A 13,198-nucleotide genomic window follows, 5' to 3' on the forward strand; every position below is an offset into this window, starting at 1 on the left:
GCACCCGGTTTAAGCGCTTAGTTAATCAAATTCCAAGCGTGTATTTTTCCGATGTCGCGCGTCGCCATGACCATCAGGTGACGCCGTGCATCAGCCTCCTCAACGGCACTGCGACCACCAGCAGGACAATGCCGATACCGACAGATATCCACCCGATCGTGGCGAAGACGCCGACGTAGGTATCGAGGCTGACCTTGAGGTTGGTGACCTGCCCGCCGACGGTTTCGACACTCGCGACCTGAGCGACCATGCCGGCCACGTATTGCGCCACGGCAATGGACAGGAACCACACGCCCATCATCATTCCCACGATGCGCGCCATCGACAGCTTGGTGATCATCGAAAGGCCGACCGGCGAGATGCACAGTTCTGCCATCGAGTGGATCAGGTAGAGCCCCGCCAGCCAGAACAGGCCGACCTTGAACTGCGCATCGGCGAACTGCGATCCCCAGACGAGCAGGAGGAAGCCGCCGCCCACGCCCATCAGCGCGAGCGCGAACTTGACCGGGATCGAAGGTTCGATGCCCCGCCGCGCCATCGCGTTCCACATCACGCTGAACACAGGCGCCAGCGCAACGATGAACAAAGCGTTGAAGATCTGCGTCTGGCCTGCCGGCATGACGTAGACCGGTTCGTTGCCGAAGCCCTGCGAGCGCGCGTAGAGCATGCCGAGGAAGCCGGCGAGCATGGCAATGCCAAAGCCGATGTTCATCTTGCGGCGGGTGGACGGAGACTCGCCCTGGCCGAAGAACCACGCGAGCAGCCAGCCAAGCCCGCCAAGCAGAAGGGCAAAGAACAGGTAGTAGCTCGCCTCGCTGGCGCGGAACATCGCGAAGAGCGGTCGGGTCCAGCCGATCTCGAGCTGGGTATTGCGCTCGGCAAACAGGGTGAGCGACGAGCCCGCCTGTTCGAACAGGGTCCAGAACACGGTGTTGAACACGATCAGCACCATTGCCGCGACCATCATCTGGAATTCGACGCGGTTACCTGCCGCCAGTGCCCAGAGCAGGATGCCGGGCACCGCGATGAGGAAGGTGCCGAACATCAGCTTGCCCATGATCGGCAGGCCCAGGAAATAGCCCAGCAGGCCTTCGCCCGCCTCGGGCGGGACATAGGCCATGAGGTTCATGAACAGGAAGAAGAATAGCGGCACGCAGACCAGCGCCGCGCCATAGATCAACCAGTCCTTGCGCGGATCGGCGCCTTCCGGGCGCTCGCCATAGCCGTCGAGCCGGCCACCGTTGAACTGGACCAGAACCCACGAAAAGGTCATCCCCAGCGCGGCAAGGCCGAAGCCTGCCCACCAGCCCACGGACTCCGCAAGGATCGGGCAGAAGAACTGCGAGATCAGCGAGCCGAGATTGATGCCCATGTAGAAGATGGTGAACCCCGCATCGCGTCGCCGGTCACCCTCGGCATAGAGCGTGCCGACCATGGTTGAGATGTTTGGCTTGAAGAAGCCGTTGCCCACCGTGACGATCGAGAGGCCGACCAGCAGCAGGCCGACATAGAAGGGCGAACGCTCGCCATCGGATTCGAAACCGCCCGGTGGGATGCGCCTGGCCTCGCTGCCATCGGCTGCCTTAAGCGAGACTGACTTGTCCTCGTTGCCGACGATTTCCAGCCGCTGCCCGCCCATTTCGAGCGAGCGGACTTCGGTGCCGTTGGTCTCGGCCACCGTCACTTCGTAGCGCTGGCCCTCGATCGTGGCATAGGGCTTGGCGGCTTCGCCGCCGAAGCACAGCATGAAATATCCCAGCGCCATCAGGATCGCGCCGAATTTCACCGAGCGCTTGGAGCCAAGATAGCGATCGGCGATCAGCCCGCCGATCAGGGGGGTGAGATAGACCAGTGCGGTGAACCCGCCGTAGATACCTGTGCTGGTCGTGTCATTGAACAGGAAGTGCTTGGCGAGATAGAGCGTCAGGATCGCCCGCATGCCGTAGTAACCGAACCGCTCCCACATCTCGGTGGTGAACAGGCGCTTCAGTTGCGCGGGGTGACCGAACCATTCTCCGTAGGCCTGCTGCGGAGGAGTGGCGGCATTCAAGGTTTCGTGGGCCATGCGGGCGGCGATCTCGTCGTTGTTTCCGGGGCGCTGCACCTCTCCCGTGCAGCATGGATGCGCCTTAGTGGCATGGACGGGCGTGGCAAGAAACTATTTTCAACCGTAACCAGTCCACAATCCCGACCTGCAATATGTCCATGGGCAGGCGGCATAGCGTTTGAATGCGGGCGTTGTGCGCCTCGCTGTATTATGGCAGTGCATCACCCATGACCAATCTCGGCCGCCCCGTCTATCTGCGCCTGCGCGACGAAATCTGTGCGGGCATTCTCGATGGACGCTATCCGGAAGAGTCCATGCTGCCTTCGGTGCGGGCCTTCGCGGCAGAGCAGGGCGCCAACCCGCTCACGGTTGCAAAGGCCTATCAGCAGTTTCAGGACGAGGGTCTGGTCATCGTCCAGCGCGGTATCGGGATGTTCGTCGCGCCTGGTGCGGTCGGGGCCTTGCGCCGAAAGGAACGCGAATCCTTCCTTGAGAACGACTGGCCGGAAATTGCCGCACGGATGCGCCGCATCGGGATCAGCGTCGCCGACCTTAGCGAATTGACCTGAAACGGTTAAATTTGGCTGCCAGGCCGCCACATCAACCGATTGTAATAACGGTTCCCGCGTGGCAGGATGGGACCTTGCACCTAAACGGGGGTTCGGGTGCATGGGATCGTCATAAGGGGGACGTCGCTCAGGACGTCTGACGGAGGGTAGCACATGATTAGGTCGGAGCTGTTGCAATCGCTCGCAAAGGAAAGTCCTGGACTGCGCAGCGAGGAAATCGAACGCGTCGTCGACGTCTTCTTTGACGAGATCGCCAAGCGGCTTGCCGAAGGCGGGCGCGTGGAACTGCGGGGCTTTGGCGCTTTCTCGACGCGTGAGCGCGATGCGCGCAAGGGCCGCAACCCGCGCACGGGCGAAACCGTCGACGTGCCCGGCAAGCGCGTGCCCTATTTCAAGGCCGGCAAGGAAATGCGCCAGCGCCTCAATACCGATTGAGCGGATATTCCAGATTCAAGGCAAGGGGCGCTGCAACCACCGTTGCGGCGCCCTTTGTGCTGTGGCAGGCGCACTTTCAGTGCGGACGTGGCGGAATGGTAGACGCCGGGGACTTAAAATCCCTTGATCCTTGATCGTGCGGGTTCGAGTCCCGCCGTCCGCACCAAATCCCCAATTCGGCTTGTACCACAGGTGTAAAAGCAGTCGAATTGTTGGAGTTCGTGACCCTGCACACCGACGGGTCCCTAAAATCGTCTTAAAAACACCTTGGTAACTCCACGGTAGGACTTGCGCGATAATGGTCGACATGATCGGAACTTGCGTGATTCCGGTCGGTTCGGGGAATTCGCGCAAGGGGACCGGGCTTGGCCCAAGACGATGAACGGCTTGTGACGCCGGCAGACGGAGGCAAGGACGGGGAGCAGCGCTCCGCGCCGCGCTTCACGTTGCTCATCCGTGCTGCCAAGCTGATCGTCGACGATACTGGCGAATTTCTCTGCGTCGTACGGGACGTATCGAGCAGCGGCATCAAGATCCGCCTGTTCAATCCGCTGCCGGACCATGCCTCGTTGTGCCTCGAAATGAGCAATGGCGAGCGCTACCGGATCGAGATGGTCTGGCAGGAAGGCGAATACGCCGGTTTCCGCTTCGTCGACGAAGTCGATATCGCGCGCCTGCTCGATGAGGCCCACGGTGCATTTCCCAAGCGACAGGTGCGTCTGCGCATCCAGCTCGATGCCATTCTCCATTCGGGCGGCGAGGCGGTGCGGGTCGCGTTCCAGGACATCTCCCAGCAGGGGGCCTGCATCGATTGCGACAAGTGGCTCCTGATGAACGAGCTTGTCCGGGTCGAAACGGGTGTCCTGCCCGCGATCTATGCCAAGGTGCGCTGGCGCAGCCACCCGCGCTACGGTCTGTTGTTCGAACAGACCTTCAAGCTTGATGAACTGGCCCATATCGCTGCGCCATTGCAGCCCGGTGAGCACGGATCGTCGCACAGCGATCATCATCCGGGCGAGCACCGCAGCGGTCGCTTCGTCTGACCGCAAGCAGATTTCGCGAATCCCGCGATCGTCGTTAACCAAGCCTTAGCCATTTTTGTTCACTCCTTGCCTCAACGGATTGTGGTTGAACGGGGGCTTCAATGGTTAACGGGACGCAGGGCGGGCAGGTTGGCGCAGGACAGGGCGGCACGGGTCGCAAGGTCGATGTGGCAATCATCGGAGCGGGCCCCGCCGGCCTCACCGCGGGATATCTTCTCACCAAGCGCGGTTTTTCGGTCGCGATCATCGAGAAGGATCACACCTATGTCGGCGGGATCAGCCGCACGGTCGAACATGAAGGCTACCGCTTCGATATCGGTGGTCACCGCTTCTTCTCGAAGTCGAAGCAGGTCGTCGACCTGTGGAACGAGATTCTGCCGGACGACTTCATCCAGCGCCCGCGCATGAGCCGCATCTATTACGAGGGCAAGTTCTACTCCTATCCCCTGCGCGCCTTCGAGGCGCTGTGGAACCTTGGGCTGGTGCGTTCGACGCTGTGCATGGCAAGCTTTGCCAAGGCCAAGGCGTTTCCCAACAAAAAGGTGAAGAGCTTCGAGGACTGGACCGTCAACCAGTTCGGGCAGAAGCTTTATTCGATCTTCTTCAAGACCTACACCGAGAAGGTCTGGGGCATGCCCTGCGACGAGATGAGCGCAGACTGGGCGGCGCAGCGCATCAAGGGACTTTCGCTGTGGGGCGCGGTCACCGACGGCCTCAAGCGCAGCCTGGGGCTGAACAAGCGTCCCAACGACGGCATGCAGACCAAGACCCTGCTCGAAACGTTCCGCTATCCGCGCCTTGGGCCGGGCATGATGTGGGATGCCGCGCGCGACAAGATTATTGCCACCGGCAAGGGCGAGGTCCTCATGGGCCATGCCTTCAAGCAGCTTGCCGCAGACGGGCAGGGTGGCTGGCGCCTTTCCGCCACGGGCCCGCAGGGCGACGTGGTGATCGAGGCGAGCCACGCCATCAGTTCGGCACCGATGCGCGAACTCGGTGCGCGCCTGCATCCCTTGCCCGCAACGTCGCTTGAAGGCAGCCGTCTCAAGTATCGCGACTTCCTCACCGTTGCGCTGAAGATTCGCTCGGAGGAGTTGTTCCCCGACAACTGGATCTACATTCACGACAGCAAGGTGAAGGTCGGCCGCATTCAGAATTTCCGCTCGTGGTCGCCCGAAATGGTGCCTGATGAAAGTGTAGCCTGCGTCGGCCTAGAATACTTCTGCTTCGAAGGTGATGACCTGTGGGATTCCAGCGACGATGACCTCGTCGCGCTGGCCACCCGGGAGATGGCTATCCTCGGCCTCGTCAGCCCCGAGAAGGTCATCGGCGGTGTCGTAGTGCGCCAGGAGAAGGCCTATCCCGTCTATGACGACGAATATGCCGCCAATGTTGCTTCCATGCGTACCGAACTCGAGGCGGCGCATCCCACGCTGCATCTCGTCGGCCGCAATGGCATGCACCGCTACAACAACCAGGACCACGCGATGATGACCGCGATGCTCACGGTCGAGAACATCGCTGCCGGCGCGCGTGTCTACGACACCTGGTGCGTCAACGAGGATGCCGAATATCACGAGGCGGGCGACGAGGGTGCCGAAGCCGCGATCCCGGCGCGTCAGGCGATCACCGAGGACCAGGCAGCGGCTCTTGCTTCGGTGCGCGACGTGCCCGAGCGCATCGCGCCTGCCGTGAAGGCCGCCTGACCGCGCAATGACCGGGATTTTCCTTCCGATGATCGACCGTCTCCGCCGCATCGTGCTCCTGCGCTACCTGCTGGCCAGCGTCGGAGCGCTTGCAGTCGACATGGGCTCGTTCCTGGCATTGCTCGCGCTTGGCGTCATGCCGGTGCTTGCCTCGGCCGCAGGGTACACGCTCGGCATCGTCGCGCACTGGCTCCTGTCGAGCCGCGCTGTCTTCACCGACAGCGTGGCCGAAGAGCGCCTGGCACGGACACGCCAAAAGGCACTGTTCGTCGGATCGGCGCTGATCGGCCTTGCCCTGACCACGTTGATCGTCGGAGCCGGGACCGCGATGGGGCTTGATTCGCGACTGTCCAAGGTGATCGCGATCGGAGCGAGCTTCACTGTCACATGGCTTCTGCGCAGGCGAGTCGTCTTTCAATGAGAGCCCTGCAGGCTGGCGCCCCTCCCGGCGATCGCCGGGCACAGACCCCGCTTGCCGGTGTGTTGCTCGCATGGCTGCTGACGGCTGCGCTGATGCTTTTCGCAAGCGGCGGGCGCATCGGTCCTGCCTATTTCGCAGACGGCGATGATGCCCTGCGGCTCCAGCAGGTGCGCGATCTGCTCGCCGGTCAGGGCTGGTTCGATCTCCACCAATACCGGATCGCACCGCCCGATGGTGTGGCGATGCATTGGACGCGGCTGGTCGACTTGCCGATTGCCGCGGTCATCGCGCTGCTTCGCCCGCTCCTGGGGCAAGGCCAGGCAGAAATCGTCGCGATCGCGGTAGTGCCGCTGCTTTCGCTCCTTGCCGCAATGCTGCTTGCCGCGCGTCTGGCTGCGCGCCAGTTCGGCAAGGGAGCCGCGATCATCGCGGCCGCTCTGGTAGTCGTGGCCATCCCGGCATCGTTCCGCATGATGCCGATGCGCATCGACCACCACGCCTGGCAGTTCGTCCTTGCGCTCGTTGCGCTGAACGGCATGGCGTCACGCACACCGAAAGTCGGCGGTGCGGTTGCGGGACTGGCGCTCGCTGTTGCGCTCGCGATCTCGCTTGAATCGTTGCCGCTGGTCGCTGTCTTCGCAGGCGTGTGCACGCTGAGGATGATGCGCGGGCAGCGAGAATGGCTTGCCGCCTTCATGGCTACACTCGCCCTCGGCAGTTTCGCCTTGTTGCTCGCGACGCGGGGCCCGTCCGACCTTCTCGATCATTGCGATGCGCTTTCGCCCGTTCATGTCATGGCGCTCGTCTGGGTGGCCGTTGCCTGCGCCTTCGGCCTGCCGCGCCTGCGGCACCGCCCTCCCGGCCTCAGCCTTGTTGCCCTTGCCGCGATCGGGCTTGGGGCCATTGCCATCATCATGGCACGCGCACCACAATGCGCCGGACCGGACGCGTTCGCGGCGCTCGACCCGCTGGTCAGGAAGGTCTGGCTCGATGCCGTTGCCGAAGGGCGTCCTGTGTGGCGTCAGGGCCTCGTCCTCGGTGCCACGATGGTGCTGGTGCCGCTTCTCGGCCTGATTGCCTGCCTGCGCCTGAGCAATGCTTCGCAGGATCAGGCGAGCAGGGACTGGTGGACGGACATGACCCTGCTGCTGGCAGGGGCGACTGTCATTGGCCTGCTGGTCGCCCGCGCAGCTGCCGTGCCGTGCCTGTTTGCGACGATTCCGGCCGCCTGGCAGTTCCAGCGCGAAGCGCGGGCCTGGCGGGCAGACCCGCTTGTGGTGCGCCGGCTCGCGCGGATGCTGCTGCTCATCTTTCTTGTGGTGCCCGGAGCCCTCGTCGGCATGGCGGGGGATGCCGTCAGGAAGGAGCCAGTTCAGCCCGCAGCCGTCGATTCCTGCAAACTGCCCGAATTCCTGCCCGCGCTTGCGAAGCAACCGCACACGACGATCCTTGCCGGCCTCGATCTGGGGCCATCCATTCTCGTCACCACGCCGCATACGGTCGTGGCAACCGGCCATCACCGTGCGAGCGCGGCCATGCGCGACACGATCGTCGCCTTCCTCGGCCCCGACGCTGGAGCGCGCGCCATAATGGCCCGCCGCGGTGCCACGATGGTCATCGTCTGCGCTCGTGGAGGCGAGGGCAGCGTCTACCGCCGTCTCGCTCCCGATGGCTTCATGGCGCATCTGGTCAAGGGGCAGATCCCGTCCTGGCTCGAACCGGTGCCTCTGGCACCTCAAAGCGGGATCAGCGCCTGGCGCGTCCGTCCCGTGGCTTGAGCCATTCGACACAAAAAAGGGGCGGCTTCCGACGAAGCCGCCCCGATTTGAGCCTATCCCTGCAGACTTAGAAGTCTGCCTGGAAGCCGACCTTGAAGTAGCGGCCGAGAATGCCCTGACCACCCTGGATCGGGTTGTACAGGTAGGCACCATAAGTCACCACATCGACCGGCGGCATGTTGTCGAACAGGTTCAGCGCGGTCAGCGAGAGCGTGAAGCGATCGTTGACCTTGAAGCGCGTCTGCAGGTCGAAGGTGATGAAGCGCGGCACATCGCAGCCAGTAGGGCTGTAGCCCGGGTCAAGGCCGCAATCCTTGTAGCCAGTGCCCTGGTCCATCGCCGAGAGGTTGTAGCCACCGAAGTAGTTCACGGTGGTGTTGATCTCGAGGTTGTCGTCGAACTCGAGACCGTTCAGCCAGTAGCCGTGCCACTTCGGCGTACCCGAACCTGCCGTCAGGTTGAAGTTGCCGAGCGTGCCGTCATAGCGCTCCACGCCACCACCGCTCGCGGTGAGGTCCGATTCCAGCTTGATGATGTAGCTGGCTTCGAGATGGCTGGTGAAGCGGATGTTGTCGGTCAGATTGACCTTGCCGTCGATCGCGAAATCCAGACCCGAAACGCGCTGGGTGTTCGCATTGATCAGCTGCGACTGGATGAAGGCGATGCGTGGCGTCGCATTCGGGAAGTCGGGGCTGACCGCATCAGGGATCACGGTATAGCCAGCCGGAATTGCCTGGCCCTGGTAATAGGCCAGCAGTGCCGGCGTGTTCGAAGGCTGGGTAATCACCCCGGTCTTCTTGATGTTGTAGTAGTCCACCGAGAAGCTGAAGTTGCGGATCGGCTCAAAGAAGATGCCAGCGGTGAAGCTTCGCGACTTTTCGGGCTCGAGGTTGGGCGATGCCAGCGTCGTCTGACCGTAGGAACCCGAACGGATGTAGGTCGGGCAAGCGCTGAACGTGGCGACCGTGCAGCCATACTGGCTGAGGAAGTTGTCGTTGAACGCAGCGGCCGAATTGGTGACGAACCCGGTGGTCGGAAGGGCATTGGCCTCGCCGAACGACGGGATGCGGAATCCGCGCGAGTAGGTCCCGCGGATCAGCAACTGGTCGATCGGCTTGAACTTCACGCCTGCCTTGGGCGAGAAGGCATTCTGCCCGCTCGAGTACTTGTCGTAGCGGCCCGAGACATTGACTTCCAGCTGATCGATGATCGGCGCGTTGAGTTCGGCAAAGCCCGAATAGACCCAGCGGCTGCCCTTGGTGCCGAAAGCATTGAGGGTGAAGTAGCGCTGCGTCGGACCGAATGTGTCGGCGTTGCCCGAAGGCGCGTTGACGGCTTCGTAGCGAGCGCCTGCACCGACTGCGAGCTGGAGCGGACCACCGGGCAGATCCATCAGGCTTGCACCGAGCGAACCCTGGAACTGCACCTGGTCGGACGTGGCGTTGAGCACCTGCGTCGGCCGGATGAAATCGTTCTGGGCCTGGGTGTTCTTCGTCGGATCGACGAAGTTGTAGGTGCCCTTGGCAATCGCCGAGAGCAGGTTGGCGATGTAGACATAGCCTTCCTGCGTGCGCTGCAGGTCCGAATGCATCGCCGTCGCGCCGAAGTCGAAGTTGATGGTATCGGTCAGGTCGCCCTTGACGCCGATGGCGCCGCGATAGGCGCGGTTGCGCGTCTCGTTGTAGGTCGCCTGGTCGAACAGACGTCCCTGGATACGGGCGATCTGGCCTTGCGCGGCAAACGGATTGTTCGGGTTGAGCGTGCCGTTGGCAGCATTGCAGCCCGTGTTCAACCCGCTCGCATCACCCACGCCGTTGGCGCAGACATAGACGGGAAGGGTCAGGGCATACGAACCGGGGGCGCGAACGGCCGAGTTGTTCGAGGTGGAGAAGCCGGGGAAGAGGATGCCGGCGTTGGCGTTGCGAGCGATCTGCTCCGGCAGGCCGGTGTAGGATACGCGGCTCTGCAGGTAGTTGAACTCGGCGTAGGCCTCGATGCTGTCGGTGACAGCCGCGGTAACGCGAGCCGAGATGCCGTAGCGTTCGATCTCGGGCTGGATCACGCCGTACTTGCGGGTGATGTCGATCGTGCAGGTCGAAAGCGGCGCGGCAGCGCTTGCAGCAAGCTGGCCCGGCGTCAGGTTGTATGCGCTGTCGCAGCCCGTGTTGTTCAGCAGCTGGAAACGGCCGAGCGGTGTCGTGTTGGTCGGATCGTAGGGACGAACCAGCAGCGGACCGCCAGCGCCGGTGAAGCTTGCGGCCGTCGGCGAGTTCAAGCGATCGTCGCTTCCGCAAGTGCCGTCCGGACCGCAAACGCCGGTCTGGTCATCGGTGTTGAACGGATAACCGCGGTCGCGGTTCATCAAAGATTTGCTCTTGTAATAGAAGCCCGAGACGTAGGCGTTGTAGCCATTTTCCTCGATGTCGCCGACGCCTGCGGTCAGCGAAAGGCGGTACTGCGCGGCATCGCCACGGCTTGAAATGCCCGCTTCGCCACGGGCGCGAACGCCCTTGAATTCGCGCTTGGTGATGATGTTGACCACGCCGGCGATGGCGTCGGCACCATACGATGCCGAAGCACCGTCACGCAGGACTTCGACCTTTTCGACGATGTCGTCGGGGATCGTGTTGAGATCGACGAAGTTGCGCGAACCGTCGTCGGCCAGCGGGTAATAGGCAGCGCGCAGGCCGTCGAACAGGACCAGGGTCGAGTTCGTGGACAAGCCGCGAAGCGAAATTGCCGAGGCGCCCGCAGCGAAGGCACCGTTTGCCGAAAACGAGTTGGTGAGCGCCGGGCCATTGTTGGCTGCAATCGACTGGAGGCCTTCCTGGATCGTCGAAATACCGCGCTGGTCGAGGTTCTCGGCGGTCACGGTGGTGACGGGCGAGACGGTCTCGGCGTCGGTACGACGCAGGATCGAACCGGTGACGACGATCGTATCGGCACCGCCGCCGCAGCTCGGATCATCGGGCTGCACGTTGCAGTCGACGCTTTGGCTGGCGGTCGTCGTGGTGTCCTGTGCCGAAGCAGCCGTGGAGATCAGCGCCATGCCGATCACCAGCGGTGCGGCGCCCGCACGCAGCGCAGAGAAGTTTTTCCTGTTCACGTTGTCCAGTCCCTTTTGTCCTGTCCGCCTGACCCGCGAAATTAGGGAGCAGGCTCATTCCCGACCGCAGCAACGACGGCCGCAGTGCGGCGCGGTCCATGTGCGGTCAGGAACAGATGCGCCTGTTTGGCGGAGGGAATCGGCTGCTGTCGAACGCGAAAGTCGGAAGCTGAACTAATCCAAAGATAGTGTATCAAAACCGCCACATCGCATTGTTACAAAATGATAAACTGTCAAAATATGCAAAACCAACCATTTTGAAACAAAATATCAGCTAACCTTCGTTTATTGTGAAACTAATTTCAATTGTGACGTTATCCGCAGGTGCTCACAAACTTTTGATACGTGCAGCGCCCCACTCCACGGGAGTCAGACGCGCCCACATGCAGGCTGTTCCTGCGTGACAGCAAAATTTAATGTTTCCGCATCGTGCCTGCGCGAAACCAACCCGGTGCCAGGCCAGCCCGCACCTTGCCTCAGCCATGAAGCTGAATCGGAATCGAAAGGTGCCCTGCAAACTGCCGAGCTGCGGCTTTCACTGCGAAGCCACAATCAGGAGGGGACAAGTGCCTCGTAGCGGGCGACGAAGGGCTCCAGCATTGTCCGATAGGCGTCGGCGGCGCCAACGGCTCCGGTATTGATCGGTTCGCGCACCTGCATAACGCTCGCGGTCGAGACCACACGTTTGGTCTCATGCGGGCGGAATACCTGTGGTTCCTCGGGTAGCCCGCAATGCGCCAGAATGCGACGGATCTGCAGTTCCGGATCCTGCACCAGCTGCTGGTAATCCATAACGAGAATGCGGTCGGGGAACATTGCGCTCCAGTGCTGGAACAACTGGTCTTCCAGCGCGAAATGCGCGGCTACGTCCGCAAGGTCCCAGCTCCAGTCGAGCCCGTGGATGAAGTAGGTGCGATAGGCGGACCACGCGCAATCCAACGGGTCGCGCCGCATCCAGATCACCGGTGCCTGTGGCAGCAGCGCGGCGATCAGTCCCATGAACCGGCTGGTGTTGAGCGCCTTGTCGACGAAGCGCCCGTGCTTGCCGAACCGCTCCTGCCCGAGATGGACATAGAGCGCGGCAAGATCGTCAGCCTTGCCACCGGCCTTGAAGTAGCGGGACAACCCCGTCCCGCTGATCGAAGGCAGGTCGCGTGCGACGACTGCCATGCGCCCGAGTTCTTCACCGCCCGAGACGGCCGAATGGCTGACGAGAATCTGCTCGACCAGCGTGGTGCCCGAGCGGGGCAGGCCGGTCACGAAGATCGGCGCGTCGGTCGGCACGGTCACTTGCCTGTTCACGCTTTCGACGAAGGCGCGGTCATATCCCTCGCGCGCCTCGGCTGCATCGCGCTTGTCTGCGGCAAGATCGAAGGGACGCCATCCCTTCACCAGCTGCGCGCCCGTAGCGAAGTGCCGGAACGCCGCTTCGGGCTCCTTCCGGTCGAAGTGCACGCGTCCTGCGGCATAATGGTAGTGCGCAAGCTCGAGCGGTGGGGCACCGATCATCGACGCCTCAGCCGCGACGATGCGGTCACCGATGGGATCGCCGGCCACGCGCTTGCGTGCGGCAGCGAGCGACAGCATCGCCTGGCCAAGCTGCGGATCGGTGTCGAGCGCGGCCAGCAGGTTGCGCTCTGCCTCCTCGACAAGCCCGAGATTCACCGCAATCGTGCCGCGGATGTACTGGTGGCCCGATACGGTAGGCACGCCGAAGGGCACCTGCCCCATCAGCGTCCACGCCTGTTCGAGATTGCCGGTTTGCGCCAGCATCGCGGCCTGGAGGAAGCGCGCATGGGGATCGTTCGCGCGATGCGCGGCATAGCGCTCCATCGCCAGGTGCGCGGCGCTGTATTCGCCGTTGGTCTGCATGACCTTGGCGATGGACTGCCAGCGATCCCCCAAGGGCGGATTGCCCTGCAGAAGGGCGAATGCCGCGGCATTGGCGCCGCGCCGGTTTCCGCTTTCGAGGGCGGCAACGAACGCGCGCAACTGGGTGATTGCCTGGTCTTCGGTCATTGTCGTGCGCGCCTGCAGGAGATCGTGGATCGAGGTCATTCGTCAGTGTCTATGCCGGGGCCTCGGACCCGCCG

9 protein-coding genes and 1 tRNA gene are annotated in these 13,198 nt (G+C 62.8%); 7 read left to right on the forward strand and 3 right to left on the reverse strand.

Translation table 11 applies throughout. The features are described from left to right. Positions 1 to 73: 73 nt before the first annotated feature. A complete protein-coding gene (locus AC2A04_RS08950) occupies positions 74 to 2,065 on the reverse strand; it encodes a peptide MFS transporter (protein WP_484212246.1) in 1,992 nt (663 codons plus the stop codon). Positions 2,066 to 2,274: 209 nt separating this feature from the next. Here AC2A04_RS08950 and AC2A04_RS08955 point away from each other — a divergent pair, with 209 nt between their 5' ends. The 7 genes from AC2A04_RS08955 to AC2A04_RS08985 all read left to right on the forward strand — a co-directional run bounded on the left by AC2A04_RS08955 (position 2,275) and on the right by AC2A04_RS08985 (position 7,999). Next, on the forward strand, positions 2,275 to 2,616 hold the full coding sequence (locus AC2A04_RS08955; RefSeq protein WP_484211979.1) for a GntR family transcriptional regulator: 342 nt from the start codon (positions 2,275 to 2,277) through the stop codon (positions 2,614 to 2,616). 153 nt (positions 2,617 to 2,769) lie between these two features. Further along, positions 2,770 to 3,051, forward strand: coding sequence for an integration host factor subunit beta (locus tag AC2A04_RS08960; protein WP_484211980.1), 282 nt, complete (start codon positions 2,770 to 2,772; stop codon positions 3,049 to 3,051). Between the two features lie 81 nt (positions 3,052 to 3,132). After that, a tRNA-Leu gene (locus tag AC2A04_RS08965) sits at positions 3,133 to 3,217 on the forward strand. A 199-nt stretch (positions 3,218 to 3,416) separates the two neighbouring features. Next, on the forward strand, positions 3,417 to 4,094 hold the full coding sequence (locus AC2A04_RS08970; protein WP_484211981.1) for a PilZ domain-containing protein: 678 nt from the start codon (positions 3,417 to 3,419) through the stop codon (positions 4,092 to 4,094). 101 nt (positions 4,095 to 4,195) lie between these two features. After that, the gene (locus AC2A04_RS08975; RefSeq protein ID WP_484211982.1) at positions 4,196 to 5,800 is read left to right on the forward strand and encodes an NAD(P)/FAD-dependent oxidoreductase; all 1,605 of its coding nucleotides are present in this window, start codon (positions 4,196 to 4,198) and stop codon (positions 5,798 to 5,800) included. Between the two features lie 28 nt (positions 5,801 to 5,828). Continuing rightward, entirely contained in the window at positions 5,829 to 6,221 is a 393-nt protein-coding gene (locus AC2A04_RS08980) for a GtrA family protein (RefSeq protein ID WP_484211983.1), read from the forward strand. Next, a complete protein-coding gene (locus AC2A04_RS08985) occupies positions 6,218 to 7,999 on the forward strand; it encodes a hypothetical protein (protein ID WP_484211984.1) in 1,782 nt (593 codons plus the stop codon). Before AC2A04_RS08980 ends, AC2A04_RS08985 begins: the two co-directional genes overlap by 4 nt. 67 nt (positions 8,000 to 8,066) lie before the next feature. On the opposite strand, the gene AC2A04_RS08990 is transcribed toward AC2A04_RS08985, so the two are convergent. Both AC2A04_RS08990 and AC2A04_RS08995 read right to left on the reverse strand, forming a co-directional pair. After that, the gene (locus tag AC2A04_RS08990; RefSeq protein ID WP_484212247.1) at positions 8,067 to 11,048 is read right to left on the reverse strand and encodes a TonB-dependent receptor domain-containing protein; all 2,982 of its coding nucleotides are present in this window, start codon (positions 11,046 to 11,048) and stop codon (positions 8,067 to 8,069) included. 609 nt (positions 11,049 to 11,657) lie between these two features. Further along, on the reverse strand, positions 11,658 to 13,163 hold the full coding sequence (locus AC2A04_RS08995; RefSeq protein ID WP_484211985.1) for a sulfotransferase family protein: 1,506 nt from the start codon (positions 13,161 to 13,163) through the stop codon (positions 11,658 to 11,660). Between the last annotated feature and the right edge of the window lie 35 nt (positions 13,164 to 13,198).

This window comes from Novosphingobium sp. HNCC26DJ243, assembly GCF_057180545.1.